Source organism: Nocardioides cavernaquae, from assembly GCF_003600895.1.
GTDB lineage: Bacteria > Actinomycetota > Actinomycetes > Propionibacteriales > Nocardioidaceae > Nocardioides > Nocardioides cavernaquae.
On record NZ_QYRP01000002.1, the window covers coordinates 2034102 to 2048752 of the forward strand.

Annotated in this window: 13 protein-coding genes; 10 read left to right on the forward strand and 3 right to left on the reverse strand. The window is 69.4% G+C overall.

Going from position 1 to position 14651, the window contains the following annotated elements; genetic code table 11:
* Positions 1–75 precede the first annotated feature (75 nt).
* The 3 genes from guaA (at position 76) to D4739_RS09925 (ending at position 3342) form a co-directional block, all read left to right on the forward strand.
* Positions 76–1650, forward strand: a complete 1575-nt coding sequence (gene guaA, locus D4739_RS09915; RefSeq protein WP_120060468.1) for a glutamine-hydrolyzing GMP synthase — start codon at positions 76–78, stop codon at positions 1648–1650.
* Complete coding sequence (locus tag D4739_RS09920) at positions 1647–2216, forward strand: hypothetical protein (RefSeq protein WP_120060469.1); 570 nt, start codon at positions 1647–1649, stop codon at positions 2214–2216. The genes guaA and D4739_RS09920 overlap by 4 nt, the downstream gene beginning before the upstream one ends.
* Positions 2217–2283: 67 nt before the next feature.
* On the forward strand, positions 2284–3342 hold the full coding sequence (locus D4739_RS09925; RefSeq protein ID WP_120060470.1) for a hypothetical protein: 1059 nt from the start codon (positions 2284–2286) through the stop codon (positions 3340–3342).
* 80 nt (positions 3343–3422) lie between these two features.
* On the opposite strand, the gene D4739_RS09930 is transcribed toward D4739_RS09925, so the two are convergent.
* Positions 3423–4481 carry a TerC family protein gene (locus D4739_RS09930; RefSeq protein WP_120060471.1) on the reverse strand — a complete coding sequence of 353 codons (1059 nt, stop codon included), beginning with the start codon at positions 4479–4481 and terminating at the stop codon, positions 3423–3425.
* 211 nt (positions 4482–4692) lie between these two features.
* On the opposite strand from D4739_RS09930, the gene D4739_RS09935 reads away from it, so the two are divergent.
* The 3 genes from D4739_RS09935 to D4739_RS09945 all read left to right on the forward strand — a co-directional run bounded on the left by D4739_RS09935 (position 4693) and on the right by D4739_RS09945 (position 7887).
* Positions 4693–5331, forward strand: coding sequence for a class I SAM-dependent methyltransferase (locus tag D4739_RS09935; protein WP_120060472.1), 639 nt, complete (start codon positions 4693–4695; stop codon positions 5329–5331).
* 115 nt (positions 5332–5446) lie between these two features.
* On the forward strand, positions 5447–6706 hold the full coding sequence (locus D4739_RS09940; RefSeq protein ID WP_120061841.1) for a cytochrome P450: 1260 nt from the start codon (positions 5447–5449) through the stop codon (positions 6704–6706).
* Between the two features lie 113 nt (positions 6707–6819).
* The gene (locus D4739_RS09945) at positions 6820–7887 is read left to right on the forward strand and encodes a glycerophosphodiester phosphodiesterase family protein (protein ID WP_182920367.1); all 1068 of its coding nucleotides are present in this window, start codon (positions 6820–6822) and stop codon (positions 7885–7887) included.
* Between the two features lie 114 nt (positions 7888–8001).
* On the opposite strand, the gene D4739_RS09950 is transcribed toward D4739_RS09945, so the two are convergent.
* Together D4739_RS09950 and D4739_RS09955 are read right to left on the reverse strand one after the other, a co-directional pair.
* A complete protein-coding gene (locus D4739_RS09950) occupies positions 8002–8307 on the reverse strand; it encodes a hypothetical protein (RefSeq protein WP_120060474.1) in 306 nt (101 codons plus the stop codon).
* A complete protein-coding gene (locus tag D4739_RS09955) occupies positions 8307–9614 on the reverse strand; it encodes a PspC domain-containing protein (protein ID WP_182920368.1) in 1308 nt (435 codons plus the stop codon). The genes D4739_RS09950 and D4739_RS09955 overlap by 1 nt, the downstream gene beginning before the upstream one ends.
* Before the next feature lie 155 nt (positions 9615–9769).
* Between D4739_RS09955 and D4739_RS09960 the strand changes: the two genes are divergently transcribed.
* The 4 genes from D4739_RS09960 (at position 9770) to pcrA (ending at position 14621) form a co-directional block, all read left to right on the forward strand.
* Positions 9770–11044, forward strand: a complete 1275-nt coding sequence (locus D4739_RS09960; protein ID WP_120060476.1) for an ATP-binding protein — start codon at positions 9770–9772, stop codon at positions 11042–11044.
* Entirely contained in the window at positions 11041–11697 is a 657-nt protein-coding gene (locus D4739_RS09965) for a LuxR C-terminal-related transcriptional regulator (protein WP_120060477.1), read from the forward strand. The genes D4739_RS09960 and D4739_RS09965 overlap by 4 nt, the downstream gene beginning before the upstream one ends.
* Positions 11698–11715: 18 nt before the next feature.
* Entirely contained in the window at positions 11716–12072 is a 357-nt protein-coding gene (locus D4739_RS09970; protein ID WP_120060478.1) for a hypothetical protein, read from the forward strand.
* Positions 12073–12170: 98 nt separating this feature from the next.
* Positions 12171–14621, forward strand: a complete 2451-nt coding sequence (gene pcrA / locus D4739_RS09975; RefSeq protein ID WP_120060479.1) for a DNA helicase PcrA — start codon at positions 12171–12173, stop codon at positions 14619–14621.
* Positions 14622–14651 lie beyond the last annotated feature (30 nt).

Sequence of the window (14651 nt, forward strand, 5' to 3'; positions counted from 1 at the left end):
CCTCCCCGGTCGGGCCCTGATGCTTTTCCTCGGTAGACTGCGGCTCCGCCGTAACGCCCTGCTGAAAGGCTTCCAGTGTCGGAGCAGCACGATCACGACCTCGTCCTCGTTGTTGATTTCGGGGCGCAGTACGCCCAGCTCATCGCCCGCCGCGTCCGCGAGGCCCGGGTCTACTCCGAGATCGTGCCCCACACGCTGCCGGTCGCCGAGATGATGGCGATGAAGCCGAAGGCGATCATCCTGTCCGGCGGTCCGTCCTCGGTCTACGAGGACGGCGCCCCCACCATCTCCGCGGACCTGTTCAGCGGCGAGGTTCCGGTCTTCGGCATGTGCTACGGCTTCCAGACCATGGCGCAGGCGCTCGGCGGCGAGGTTGCCGCGACCGGTCTGCGCGAGTACGGCCGCACGCCGGTGACGGTGATCGAGTCCGGCACGCTGCTGGCCGACATGCCCGTCGCGCACAACGTGTGGATGTCGCACGGCGACCAGGTGGTCGCTGCGCCCGCCGGCTTCACCGTCCTCGCGTCGACCGAGGTCACCCCGGTCGCGGCGTTCGAGGACGTGGCCCGCGGATTCGCCGGCGTCCAGTGGCACCCCGAGGTGCTGCACTCGGAGCACGGCCAGAAGGTGCTCGAGCACTTCCTGTGGAACATCGCCGGTTGTGACCAGTCCTGGACCATCGGCAACATCGCCGAGGAGCAGATCGCCCGCATCCGCGAGCAGGTCGGCCCCGAGGGACGCGCGATCTGCGGCCTCTCCGGTGGCGTCGACTCCGCCGTCGCGGCTGCGATCGTGCAGAAGGCGATCGGCGACCGCCTCACCTGCGTCTACGTCGACCACGGCCTGATGCGCAAGGGCGAGAGCGAGCAGGTCGAGCGCGACTTCGTCGCCGCCACCGGCGCTCGCCTGATCGTCGTCGACGCCGAGAAGCAGTTCCTCGACGCGCTCGCCGGCACCTCCGAGCCGGAGGCCAAGCGCAAGATCATCGGCCGCGAGTTCATCCGCTCCTTCGAGGGCGCCGAGGTCGAGGTCATCAAGAGTGCCCCTGAGGGCTCCAAGGTCGGCTTCCTCGTCCAGGGCACGCTCTACCCGGACGTCGTCGAGTCCGGCCACGGTGCCGGCACCTCGACGATCAAGTCCCACCACAACGTCGGCGGCCTCCCGGAGGACCTCGAGTTCGAGCTGGTCGAGCCGCTGCGCACTCTCTTCAAGGACGAGGTCCGCCTGGTCGGCGAGCAGCTCGGCCTGCCTGCCGAGATCGTCTGGCGCCAGCCGTTCCCGGGCCCTGGCCTGGGCATCCGGATCATCGGTGAGGTCACCCGCGAGCGCCTCGACATCCTGCGCGAGGCCGACGCGATCGCCCGCGAGGAGATGACCAAGGCCGGTCTCGACCGGTCGATCTGGCAGATGCCGGTCGTGCTGCTCGCCGACGTCCGCTCCGTCGGCGTACAGGGCGACGGCCGGACCTACGGTCACCCGGTCGTGCTGCGCCCCGTCACCTCCGAGGACGCCATGACGGCCGACTGGGCGCGCCTGCCCTACGAGGTGCTGGAGAAGATCTCCACCCGCATCACCAACGAGGTCGCGGAGATCAACCGCGTCACCGTCGACATCACCTCCAAGCCCCCGGGCACGATTGAGTGGGAGTGAGTGGCCCTCAGGCCTGGAGCGAGCAGCTCGCTCGCGAAGGCCGGGTGGTGTTCCGGCTGTCGTTCTGGAGGACCCTCAAGATCCTCCTGCTGGTCTTCGGCGTCTGGTTCCTGACGCTCGGGATCTTCGTCGCGGCCGTTGTCGACGGGGCCATCGGCATGGCGGTCCTGGGTGGTATCGGCCTCATCGTGTGGACGCCGCTCGCGGTCGTCATGCACCTGGACCAGCTCACGTCCGGCAGCCCGCGCCTGTACGTCGACACGCTGGGCGTGCACATGGCTCGCTGGCGTCGCCTGGACATCCCGTGGGGCCAGATCCGCGGCGTCACGCACTTCGCGCCGAACAGGTTGCTCTCCAATCCTGTCGTCCACACGACCCCGGAGTTCTTCGTCGGCTACCAGCAGTCGCTCGGCAGCGTGCTCCGGGTGGTGACGGGGATCGGTGGCGCCCTGGCCGGCGCTGGCTTCTACGCCACCCCATGCCTCAAGGGCGACACCTGGGAGATCGCCGACTGGCTGGACGCCCAGGTTGCCGAGCGCACCGGGCGCGACGAGAGCAGGGCGTGAGCAGGGCGTGAGCGAACCCACCTGCCCGGTGGGGGTTCAGCCGCGCCGGATCGTGGAGACTGGATCCATGGATCGTGCCGAGCAGCTTCTCGATGCCCACGTCGCCCATGAGCTGCGCCAGCTGCAGGGGGACAACTTCACCGCGCTGGTCGCGAGCGAGGTGGACTACGCGCTGGCAGCGGCAGCGACGCTGACCCTCGACCAGGTCATGCACCGCGACCAGGTGAAGGCCGTCGCGGTCAAGTACGTCGCGACGTTCCGGCTGCCGGGTGCGATTCCCGAGATCGCGACGGACATCGCCACCCTGGTCCGCCACAGCCCCGCGAACGACGTTGCGCTGGGGACGTTGGTCAGCCGCCCCCGGATCGAGGAGCTCGTCAGCGTCATCGCCGAGATGCGGTCCGTCCGGATCGGCATCCTGCGCGGCATCGCGGACAGCTCCAGCCTGCAGGCCGGCGTCGGGGGCCTGGTGCGTGGTGTCGCGACCGGAGCCATTGGTTCGGGGCGCCGGTGGATCTCCCGTGTGCCGGGTGCCACCGCGGGGTCCGCACTTGCCGGCATGGTGGCGGGCCAGGCCTCGCGTGCGCCCGGTGTCGCTCGCGTCGGTGAGGCGGTGGACGGGCTGGTCTCGCCCGTAGTCGAAGGTGTCGACCAGCGCAGCAGGGAGTTCTCCGAACGGGCCGCGCGGATGCTGCTCGGCTACCTCTCCGACAATGCGGCCGTGGCCGTCACCGATGACGAGTTCCGCCAGGCCGCCCTCGAGATCTGGGACACCCTCGCGACGAGCCCGGTCCGGGTCTTCATGGATGCGGTCACGGACGACCAGCTCGTCGACCTCTTCGTCGCGGCGTACCAGGCGTGGCTGGACCTGCGGACCTCCGACTACCTGCCGGCACTCGTCGAGGCGGGCGTCGACGTCTTCTTCGACACCTACCGCGACTTCACGCTGGACAAGCTCCTCGAGGAGTTCGGGCTCGGTGCGGCCGACCTGGTCGAGGAGGCGCTGCGGTTCGCTCCGCCCGTGATCGAGGCGATGCTCGAGACGGGTCTCCTCGAGGAGCTGATCCGGCGCCGGCTGGCCAGCTTCTACCTCTCCGACGAGGGACGCGCGCTGATCAACGGCTGACCTGCCCCCGATGGTCCCCAACGACAGGACCCCTATCCGTAGCGGATAGGGGTCCTGGTGTTGGGGGGACTATCGGTGGATCAGTCGTCGTCCCAGTCGCGGCGGGGTCCGGTCATCTCGTCGCGCTTGGCGGCGTCGATGCGCGCGGAGCCGACCAGCGAGGCGACCGTGGTCACCAGCAGGGTGCCGAGGATGACCGAGAGCGACACCCAGATCGGGATGTCCGGGGCCCACTCGACGTGGTGGCCACCGTTGATGAAGCCGAGCTGGTTCTCGTGCAGTGCATGCAGGACGAGCTTCACACCGATGAAGCCGAGCAGGAACGCCAGGCCGTAGGACAGGTAGATCAGGCGCTCCAGCAGGCCGCCGATCATGAAGTAGAGCTGGCGCAGACCCATCAGGGCGAAGATGTTGGCGGTGAAGACCAGGTAGGGGTCCTTGGTCAGGCCGTAGATCGCCGGGATCGAGTCGAGAGCGAAGAGCAGGTCGGTCGTGCCGAGCGTGAGGATCACCAGGAACATCGGGGTGATCAGTCGCTTGCCACCCTCGACGACGGTCATCTTCGTGCCGTGCCACTCCTTGGTCGCCGGGAGGTGGTTCTCGGCGAACTTCACGAGCTTGTTCTCTTCGTACTCGTCCTCGTCCTCCGCGCCCTGCTTCGCGAGCTTGATCGCGGTGTAGATGAGGAACGCGCCGAAGAGGTAGAAGACCCAGCTGTACTGGTTGATCGCAGCCGCGCCGACCACGATGAAGATGCCGCGGAAGATCAGCGCCAGCACGATGCCGATGAGCAGCGCCTTCTGCTGGTACTGCCGCGGGACGCCGAAGCTGGCCATGATGATGATGAAGATGAACAGGTTGTCGACCGACAACGAGTACTCCGTCAGCCAGCCGGCGAAGAACTCGGCAGCGGGACTGGGGGAGAGCTCGTGCGGCTCGGCGAAGATCGCCAGGCCGAGGCCGAAGGCGACCGCCAGACCGATGAAGAAGATCAGGTGGCGGGTCACCTCCTTCATCGACGGCTCATGCGGCTTGCGGCCGATGACGACGACATCGATGAGCAGGATGCCGACGGTCACGAGCAGCGTGACGAGCCAGACGGTGGGGGAGGCGACGGAGTCGCCGAGGAGTGCATCCACGAAAGGTTTCTCTCTTCCGGAGTGGTGCGCGGAGTCGACGTACGAGGACAGGCTGCGTGTGCAGCAACCGACATCAGGGGTCGACCGGACAGGTCTCCGGAGGTCTCTTCCGCCTTGAAAAGGCCAGTGGCACCGGGACTCGCGTCCGTATTGACGACACCACCACGAAGGAATACTCCCCTCCTGGGTGGCCCCATCCTAGGGTGACGACATGAGTCTTGCCCAGCGGGCGATGGAACACCGGCTGCTCGCACCCGTCTACCAGCGGGTCTGGCGGCCTGCGTGGTTCCTCTCGGCGATGGCGTTCGACGTCCCGCACTTCCTCCACGAGCGGGAGAAGGCGGTCACTGCGCTCCGCCTCGAACCCGGCGACCGGGTGCTCGACATCGCCTGCGGTCCGGGCAACTTCACCGGTGACTACGCCTCCGCGGTCGGCGCCCCCGGACTGGCCGTCGGCATCGACCTGTCACGCCCGATGCTGACCCGCGCGCTGGTCGACAACGCTGGGACCGGCGCGCACTACGTGCAGGGGAGCGCGCACCTGCTGCCGTTCGCGGACGGCAGCTTCGACGCGGTCGCCTGCTATGGCGCGCTCTACCTGATCCCGGACCCGTTCCGGGCAGTCGCGGAGATGATCCGGGTCGTGCGTCCCGAGGGTCGTGTCGCGGTCATGACCAGCGTGGCGCCGGACGCAGTGCGCCGCCTGGCGCAGCGCGCGGTCGGACCCGCGGGACTCCGGGTCTTCGGCCCCCACGAGGTGACCGAGCGGCTCGAGGCAGCCGGATTCGGCGAGGTGAGCCAGGAGACGCACGGCTTCTTCCAGTACGTCGCGGGCACGGCGCCCCCGTGAGCAGCCGGGGGATGTCCCGGTCGATCGTCAGGGTTTGTCTGGATTCTTCCCCCGACATCTGCCGAAATGAACGATGTTGTCACCAACCATTCGGCACAGTGATGGGGTGATCAGCATGGGGCCCGCGCGATTCGTCGTCCGCAAGGTGCGCACGGCTGCCTTCAGGGCGGCCAGTCGGCGCGGCGGCATCGACCTGTCGCGTCTCGACCGCATCCCCGAGTCGTGGCGCTGGCCGCTCGAGCGCGACGGTGTCGAGGCATCGCCGAAGCTGCGCGAGGCGCCTCCGATCTCCCGGATGGCCTCCATCCTGGGCATGGACGTCTGGCTGGTGACCGGCTACGACATCGCCCGCGACGTCCTCATGGAGACCGCGGCGTACAGCACGGACATCAGGCCGTACGTCGGCGCACGCGGCGCCAAGGGCGGCGACATCGGGGGGCTCGGCTTCACCGACCCGCCGGAGCACACCGAGCTGCGCAAGCTGGTCACTCCCGAGTTCACCCGGCGCAAGCTCGAGTCCATGCGCCCGCGCATCGAGCAGATCGTCGAGGACCAGCTCGACCTGCTGGAGGAGCGCGGGCGTGCGGGGAAGCCCGTGGACTTCTCCTCGACCTTCGCCTTCGACGTGCCGTTCCTGGTGATCTGCGAGCTGCTCGGCCTGCCGATCGATGACCGCGCCACCTTCCGCACCCTCGGCAGTGCCCGGTTCGACGTGTCCGGTGGCGGCATGGGCGCCTTCGGGGCGATCTCCGGCTCTCGTGAGTTCCTCATGGCCGCAACGGCTCGCCAACGCATCACCCCCGGCCCGGGCCTGATCGGCCGGATCGTCACCGAGCACGGTGACGAGATCTCCGACCACGACCTCGGCGGGCTGGCCGACGGCGTCTTCACGGGCGGCATGGAGACCAGCGCGTCGATGTTGGCGCTGGGCACCGGGGTCCTGCTCGACCACCCGGAGGTCTGGGCCTCGCTGGCCGCGGGCGCCGACCCCGAGCCGATCGTGGAGGAGCTCCTGCGCCACCTCGCGGTCGTCCAGGTGGCCTTTCCGCGGTTCGCGCGCAAGGACCTCGTGGTCGGCGGCCAGCAGGTGCGCAAGGGCGACGTCGTACTCGTGTCGATCCCGGGTGCCAACACCGACGGCCGCGACCAGTTCGACCCGACCCGTGAGCCCACCTCGCACCTGGCGTTCGGACATGGACTGCATCGCTGCGTGGGCGGTGAGCTGGCGCGGCTCGAGCTCCAGATCGCGTTCCCGGCACTGGCGCGGCGCTTCCCGACGTTGCAGGCGGCCGGCGCTCCGGTCTACCGCGAGAGCTCGCTCGTGTTCGGCGTCGACGCGATGCCGGTGCGGACCGGCTGCCCGGTCGCGCACTGACGTCTCGGCGAGCCATGCGTGACGTTTCGTCCAACCAGAACTGACGTCTCGGCGGGCCAAACCTGACACCTCGGCGTCACCGGGGGTTTGTGTGGGCATGGGATCAAAGGTGCGTGAGCACCATCGAAACCCGCACGGTTCCTGGCCTCGGGCAGAGTCTCATCCCCACTCCTGCGGTCGTGGGGCACCGCGGCGCGAGCGGTGAACGGCCCGAGCACACGCTCGAGTCCTACCGGCTCGCCATCCGCATGGGTGCCGACGACATCGAGCTCGACCTCGTGATCACCGCGGACGGCGTGCTCGTCGCCCGTCACGACGCAACGCTCTTCGACACCACGGACGTGGCCGAGCGTCCGGAGTTCGCGGACCGTCGTACGACGAAGGTGGTCGACGGCTCCGAGCACACCGACTGGTTCGTCGAGGACTTCACCTTCGCCGAGCTGCGCACGCTGACCGCCCGTGAGCGCTTCCGCAAGATCCGCAAGACGAACACCGACTTCCACGACCGGCTGCCGGTGCCGAGCCTCGACGAGGTGCTGACGCTGGTCGCGCTGGAGTCACGCCGGGCCCGACGCACCGTCGGCGTGATGCTCGAGCTCAAGCACGCGGCATACTTCGAGCAGCGGGGGCTCTCGCTCGTCGCTCCGCTCGTCGGCGCGCTGCAGCAGCACGGGCTCGACCACCCGCGTTCGCGCGTCACGGTGATGTCCTTCGAGCCGACCGTGCTCAAGCAGCTCGCGGCACGCACCGAGGTCAGCATCCTCCAGCTGATCGAGAAGAAGGGCCGCCCGGCCGACCTGGTCGCTGCCGGTGACCCGACGAAGTACCCCGACATGTGTACGCCGGCAGGACTCGCCGCGATCGAGGAGTACGCCGACGGCATCGGTGTCCACAAGCACCTGGTGCTCCCGCGCGATGCTTCCGGCCACACGGCGGAGGTGAGCTCGCTGGTCGCTGATGCCCACCAGCGCCTGCTGACGGTCCATGTCTGGACCCTGCGTGCGGAGAACAGGTTCCTGCCGCAGGAGCTGCGCTCCGACGACCGCCCGGGCCACCACGGCAACCTCATCGCCGAGGCACGGATGTTCCTCGCGGCCGGGGTGGACGGGTTGATCACCGACCACCCGGATCTGGTGCTCGCTGCCCGGGTCCAGCACCTCAAGAGCCTGCGCGTCTCCTGAGAAAAGGCCGGCGCAAGAGCAGCGAACGCAACAGGGTGAAGACTGTTCGTCATCTGCTGACGAACAGTCTTCACCCTGTCTGCGGGCCCGACCGGCCCACCTGCCGGCTGGCGCTCAGCGGCCCTTGCGCTGGTTGCGTGACTGCGACACCAGGACCGCGACCAGGCCGATGCCGCCGCCGAGCAGCCAGGGCACCGGCAGGAGCCAGCGGATGTCGTCGTTCGGAACGGTGTCACTGACCACCAGCGCCCAGATCACGAGCAGGCCGGTGAAGGCGAGGCCCATGACCAGGTGGCCGACGTTGATCGGGTGCCGACCGCCGGTCGGGGTGGCCTCGCGGGCCTCCTCGGGCAGGGGAGGGATGACGGCGGTGTCGCCCGTGTCGCCGGTGGTCCCGCTGGTGGGTGCCTGCTCGTTCATCAGTCCTCATCCCTCTCGTCGTTCACGTCGTGTGCTTCGCTGGCGGTCTGTACGACGATCTCGCCGAACCCGTTCTCTGCGTCGACGGTGAAGGTCGGCGCCTCAAGTCCGCCGTCGTGGCTGGCGGTCTGCTCGGTGCCGATGCCGCCCCCCTCGATCTCGAACAGCTCGTAGCCGCCCGGCCCGTGGATCCAGGACGTCGCCTCCACGTCGACGTCGTCGGGCACGATGATCTCCATGCGACCGAAGTCCATGTTGACCTCGAGACGTCGGCCGTCGAGCTCCTTCGGATCCATGGCGGTCAGGTCGATCACCATCTCGCCGGCACCGAGGCGGTAGCCGAACTCGGGGATCTCCGCGTAGGTGAGCGGCTTGTAGGTCAGCGTGTCGGTCTCGATCTCGCCGGCCGCAGTGGTGGCGGCAGTGATCGGCACGAGCAGCAGGCCCAGGAGGATCAGCCCGCCGGCGCGGCCCCAGAAGGAACCGAGGAGCAGCAGCACGGCGATGATGGCGAGCGCCAGGGCCGGGTACGCCGCGTCGATGACGCCGGCGCCAGCCAGGTCAACCACACCGAGCGTGCCGAGGGCGAGCGCGATCAGTGGGATCGCGATCCAGAACAGCTTCGGCCCACGCTTGCGCGGGTCACGCTGCCAGCGGTAGCCCTTCGCGGGGTCACCGACCACCTGCCACGCACCCATGTCCTTGTACTTGGCCGGATCCGCCTTCGCATCGGCGGCCAGCTGGGCGCCGACGCCCTGGCCGGACGTTCCGTAGGGCGCGGCGTACGGGTTGTTCATGTCCTGGTCCGGGCGGTAGTGCAGGCCGCGGCGGCGGTTGCGCCGGGTCAGCACGACCCAGGCGATCGCCGCGATGACGATGGCGGGGAAGAAGCCCCAGACGCCCGGGCCGCTGTCGAAGGAGTCGCCGATCACCGAGAGCGCGGCGATGACTCCGGCGATGATCAGCACGAACCCGCGGGTGCGCGGCTCCAGGTCGAAGGGTGCACTCGACTCGTCGTCCTCCGGGACGAACAGCCAGCACGCGCCGTACAGGATCAGGCCGGCGCCGCCGAAGAAGGTGAGCACGACGAAGGCGATCCGTACGATCAGCGGGTCGATGTCGAAGTGGCGCGCGATGCCGCCGGCGACACCGGCAACGTGGCGGTCGGTCGTGGAGCGGCGCAGGCGACCGAGGTCGCGCATGTCGCTGCTGTCGACACGGGGGCCGCCCGGGGTCGCCGAGTGCTCCGGTTGACCGGGCTGGTCCGGGTTCGACCCGGTGGGGTCTGCGTTCTGGTTCTCGTCCATGGCTCCAGCCTGTCGGAGCCACCGCCCCACAACCATCGGGGAGAGCCCTGAGCGTCCCCCGGGGTGCTGTCTGCGGGGTGGGGCATCAGGTCAGGGTCGACTCGGGGCCTGTCCCGATGTGTGCGTGCGCCCGCGCGTGCCACGATGGCCGCACGATGACCGAACACGCACCCTCCGGACCTGCCTACGTGCCGCGGCGAGCTGCCCGCGACACGGCTGCCGGCTACCTCGGTGGGGTCGCGGCCGGCCTGGCCGAGCACCTGGCGCTCCCCGTGCTCTGGATCCGGGTCGCGTTCGTCGCCTCCGGTGCCCTGGGCGGCCTCGGCATCGTCATGTACGGCGCGTTGTGGCTCGCGCTCCCCGCCGCAACGCGCGACCCGGACCTTGCCCCGGGCCTCGCGGCAGCATCGCGCGGAGGACGCCGGCCCGGCACGGGCAGGCGGCTCGCGGACGTCGGTCCGGCCATCGCGCTCGCGGCGCTCGGGTTCGGCGCGCTGCTCCTGCTGGAGTCCGTCATCGGACGCGGCACGGTGTTCTGGGTCCTCGCTCTGGGGCTCACTGGTGTCGCCCTGATCTGGCGTCAGGCCGACGAGGCGCAGCGCGAGCGCTGGCGCGACTCCGGTGGCCGCGTCGACCCGGTGCGTGCCCTGATCGGCAACGGCGGCTGGGCCGCCTGGGCCCGCCTGCTCAGTGGCGCTGCGCTCGTGCTGACCGCGTTGGTTCTCTTCGCGCTGCGGAGCGGGCAGCTGCAGGTCGCGCGCGACGTACTCATTGCCACGCTGCTCGGGCTCGTCGGGTTGCTGCTGACCCTCGGACCCTGGGTGATCCGGCTCGCCACTGACCTCTCCGACGAGCGCGAGAAGCGGGTCCGCACCGAGGAGCGCGCCGACGTGGCGGCTCACCTGCACGACTCCGTGCTGCAGACCCTCGCCCTGATCCAGAAGAACGCCGCTGACCCGGCGCAGGTCTCCCGGCTGGCTCGTGCACAGGAGCGTGACCTGCGCACCTGGCTCTTCGAGGGCGACGTCGTGGCCGGCACCCTGTCCGCCGCGCTCGCCGAGATCGCGGCGGACGTCGAGGCCGAGCACGCCATCGCCGTCGAGGTGGTCACCGTCGGTGAGCTGACCCTCACCGAGCGCGCCCACCCCATCGTCCTCGCCACCCGCGAAGCGGTGGTCAACGCCGCGCGCCACTCGGGCGCCACTCGCGTCGACGTGTACGCCGAGGTGGCCGGCGGCGTCCTGTCGGTCTACGTGAAGGACCGCGGTGTCGGTTTCGACCCCGCAGGTGTCGCGGGCGACCGCCAGGGAGTGCGCGGCAGCATCGTCGACCGCATGGTGCGCCACGGCGGCGCTGCCGTGGTGACGTCCACACCAGGCGAGGGCACCGAGATCGTGCTCCGCATGCCCTTGGAAGAAGGAAAGTCATGACGCGCGTCCTGATCGTCGATGACCACGCGATGTTCCGCGGAGGTGTGCGGGCGGAGCTGTCGTCCGAACCCGCGAGGGCCGCAGGTGTGGAGATCGTGGGCGAGGCGGCAGACGTCGACTCCGCGGTGGCTGCCGTCGTGGCACACCGGCCCGACGTCGTACTCCTGGACGTGCACCTGCCCGGCGGCGGTGGTGCCGAGGTCATGCGGCGCACCGGTCCGTCCGGACCGCGCTTCCTCGCGCTGTCGGTCTCCGACGCGGCCGAGGACGTGATCGGCACGATCCGTGCGGGTGCCCGCGGATACGTCACCAAGACGATCACCGGTCCCGAGCTGGTCAGCGCGATCGGGCGCGTGGCCGAGGGCGACGCGGTCTTCTCGCCGCGGCTGGCGGGTTTCGTGCTCGATGCCTTTGCGGGGGCTGGGCTGTCCGCCGACATCGCCGCCGTGGACGAGGACCTCGACCGGCTGACCGAGCGCGAGCGCGAGGTCATGCGGCTCATCGCCCGGGGCTACTCCTACAAGGAGGTCGCGAAGGAGCTCTTCATCTCGGTGAAGACCGTCGAGACCCACATGTCGGCGGTGCTGCGGAAGCTGCAGCTCTCCTCCCGGCACGAGCTGACTCGCTGGGCCAACGACCGCCGCCTGCTCTGACCCATTTACGCTGTGGCCATGGATCTCCTGCGTCAGCTGCTCCTCGTCGTCCACCTCGTCGCGTTCGCGGCCCTGCTCGGCGGGCTGCTCGGTCAGGCGAAGGCCACGCAGAAGGCGGTCCACCAGTCGACGCTCTGGGGCGCGCGCATCGCATTCCTCGCCGGCCTGCTGCTGGTCGGTGTGCTCGAGGGTGGCGACGCTGACGTCGACCACACCAAGGTGGCGGTGAAGCTCGTGATCGGCTTCGCCGTGGTCGGTCTGCTCGAGGCGCGCAGCAAGAAGGGCCTCACCGACGTCCTCTACTGGGTGGCCGTCGGTCTCACTGTTGCCAACGTCGCCGTCGCGGTCCTCTGGACCTCGGCACACCACGCCTGACGGTTCGCGGCGCCAGTCTTGACGGTTCGGCGGACCAAACCTGACCTCTCGGCGGGTGGGGCCGAGTGTCGGTCGCGGGACGTAGGGTTGGCGTCAGCATGAGCACCCCTTTTCCGATCCCCGGCCTTGAGCACCTCCAGCCCGCCCCTGCGACCGATTCGCGCGCCAGGGCCCTGACGGCGGAGGCCCTGCTCGAGGGCCTCAACGCGCCGCAGCGCGCCGCTGTCGTGCACGCGGGTGCCCCGCTGCTGGTCGTGGCGGGCGCCGGCTCGGGCAAGACCCGTGTGCTGACCCGGCGCATCGCGTGGCTGGTCCAGGAGCGGCGAGCCCATCCGGGGAGCATCCTCGCGATCACCTTCACCAACAAGGCCGCGGCCGAGATGAAGGAGCGCGTCGAGGACCTGATCGGCAAGCGCGCGCGGGTGATGTGGGTCAGCACCTTCCACTCCGCGTGCGTGCGGATCCTGCGCAAGGAGGCCGACAAGCTCGGCTTCAAGAGCAACTTCTCGATCTACGACGCGAGCGACTCCAAGAGACTGATGCAGCTGGTCTGCAACGACCTCGACCTCGACCCGAAGAAGTTCCAGCCGCGCGCGGTCCTCAACTGGGTCTCCAACCAGAAGAACGAGCTCAAGGACCCCGACGAGGCGGCGAAGGACGCGGCCAACGGCTTCGAGCAGTCCTACGCCGCGGCGTACGTCAACTACCAGCGGCGGCTGCGCGAGGCCAATGCCCTCGACTTCGATGACCTGATCATGACCACGGTGCACCTGTTCCAGGCGTTCCCGGAGGTGCGCGAGGTCTACCGTCGCCGCTTCCGCCATGTGCTGGTCGACGAGTACCAGGACACCAACCACGCGCAGTACGCGTTCATCCACCAGCTCTGTGCTGACTCCATGGAAGAGGACACGAGCGGTGGCGAGCGTGTGCCGCCGGCCGAGCTGATGGTCGTCGGTGACGCCGACCAGTCGATCTATGCGTTCCGTGGCGCCAACATCCGCAACATCATGGACTTCGAGCAGGACTTCCCCAACGCCAGCTCGATCCTGCTCGAGCAGAACTACCGCTCGACCCAGACCATCCTCAACGCCGCCAACTCGGTGATCAGCAACAACAAGGGCCGCAAGCCGAAGCGGTTGTGGTCGCAGGCCGGCGACGGGGCCAAGATCGTCGGCTACGTCGCAGACGACGAGCACGACGAGGCGCGGTTCATCTCGCGGGAGATCGACACGCTCACCGACGGTGGCTCGCGGCCGGGAGACGTCGCGGTCTTCTACCGGACCAACGCCCAGAGCCGCGTGTTCGAGGAGATCTTCATCCGCCACGGCATGCCCTACAAGGTCGTCGGCGGGGTGCGGTTCTACGAGCGCAAGGAGGTCCGCGACGCGCTGGCCTACCTGCGCATGCTGGCCAACCCGGCCGACGAGATCTCGCTGCGCCGCGTGCTCAACACCCCCAAGCGCGGCATCGGCGACCGCGCCGAGGCCTGCGTCGCGGCGTACGCCGAGCGGGAGCGCATCACCTTCTGGGAGGCACTGCTCAACGCATCCGAGGCTGCGGGCATCGCGACCCGGTCGCTCAACGCGATCAAGCTGTTCACGGACATGGTCCAGGAGCTGCAGTCGATGGTGGCCGCGGGGGAGCGGGCCGACGTCATCCTGGAGTCGGTGCTGACCCGGTCCGGCCTGCTCGCCGAGCTGGAGAGCTCCGACGACCCGCAGGACGAGACCCGCGTCGAGAACCTCGCCGAGCTCGTCGCTGTCGCGCGTGAGTTCAGCGACGACCCCCAGGCCGGCCCGTCCGCCGACCCGGCCGACGTCGACGCCGGCACGGTGACCCCGGGGTTGTCCGACTTCCTCGAGCGGGTCGCCCTGGTCGCTGACTCCGACCAGATCCCCGAGTCGCCGGAGGCGGAGGAGAAGGGCGTCGTCACGCTGATGACGCTCCACACCGCCAAGGGCCTGGAGTTCCCGGTCGTCTTCCTGACCGGCATGGAGGACGGCGTCTTCCCGCACATGCGCGCGCTGGGCGACCTGCCCGAGCTCGAGGAGGAGCGCCGGCTCGCCTACGTCGGCGTCACCCGCGCCCGCGAGCGCCTCTACCTCTCCCGCGCCGTCATGCGCTCGGCCTGGGGCGCACCGTCGCACAACCCTGCCTCGCGCTTCATCGACGAGCTCCCGGTCGACCTCGTCGACTGGCGGCGCACCGAGGGCTCGCAGACCACCTGGCGCCGCTCGTCGTACGACGACAGCTCGACGTCGTGGGGCTCCGGGGGAGAGTCGTTCGGGTCGGGCTTCGCGACTCCGACTGCTGCGGGCCGACGCAACTTCGGCTCGGCGGCCCTCCGCATCGATGCCGCTGCCAAGGCCAAGAAGGCCCGCGCGATCCCGTCACTGGCTCCGGGCGACCGGGTCACCCACGACTCGTTCGGCCTGGGGACTGTCGTGGCCGTCGAGGGGGCAGCCGAGAAGGCGGTCGCGTCGATCGACTTCGGGTCCGAAGGCGTCAAGCGGCTGCTGTTGCGCTACGCCCCGGTCGAGAAGCTCTAGCGTCGACACGGCGCTACTTCGGCGTCGACA

Bases quoted from the DNA above. Each gene is read 5' to 3' on its own strand.
- D4739_RS09960 (WP_120060476.1), top strand. From the start codon at position 9,770: ATGACCGAACACGCACCCTCCGGACCTGCCTACGTGCCGCGGCGAGCT.
- D4739_RS09965 (WP_120060477.1), top strand. From the start codon at position 11,041: ATGACGCGCGTCCTGATCGTCGATGACCACGCGATGTTCCGCGGAGGT.
- D4739_RS09970 (WP_120060478.1), top strand. From the start codon at position 11,716: ATGGATCTCCTGCGTCAGCTGCTCCTCGTCGTCCACCTCGTCGCGTTC.
- D4739_RS09940 (WP_120061841.1), top strand. From the start codon at position 5,447: ATGGGGCCCGCGCGATTCGTCGTCCGCAAGGTGCGCACGGCTGCCTTC.
- D4739_RS09925 (WP_120060470.1), top strand. From the start codon at position 2,284: ATGGATCGTGCCGAGCAGCTTCTCGATGCCCACGTCGCCCATGAGCTG.
- pcrA (WP_120060479.1), top strand. From the start codon at position 12,171: ATGAGCACCCCTTTTCCGATCCCCGGCCTTGAGCACCTCCAGCCCGCC.
- D4739_RS09950 (WP_120060474.1), bottom strand. From the start codon at position 8,307: ATGAACGAGCAGGCACCCACCAGCGGGACCACCGGCGACACGGGCGAC.
- D4739_RS09935 (WP_120060472.1), top strand. From the start codon at position 4,693: ATGAGTCTTGCCCAGCGGGCGATGGAACACCGGCTGCTCGCACCCGTC.
- D4739_RS09955 (WP_182920368.1), bottom strand. From the start codon at position 9,614: ATGGACGAGAACCAGAACGCAGACCCCACCGGGTCGAACCCGGACCAG.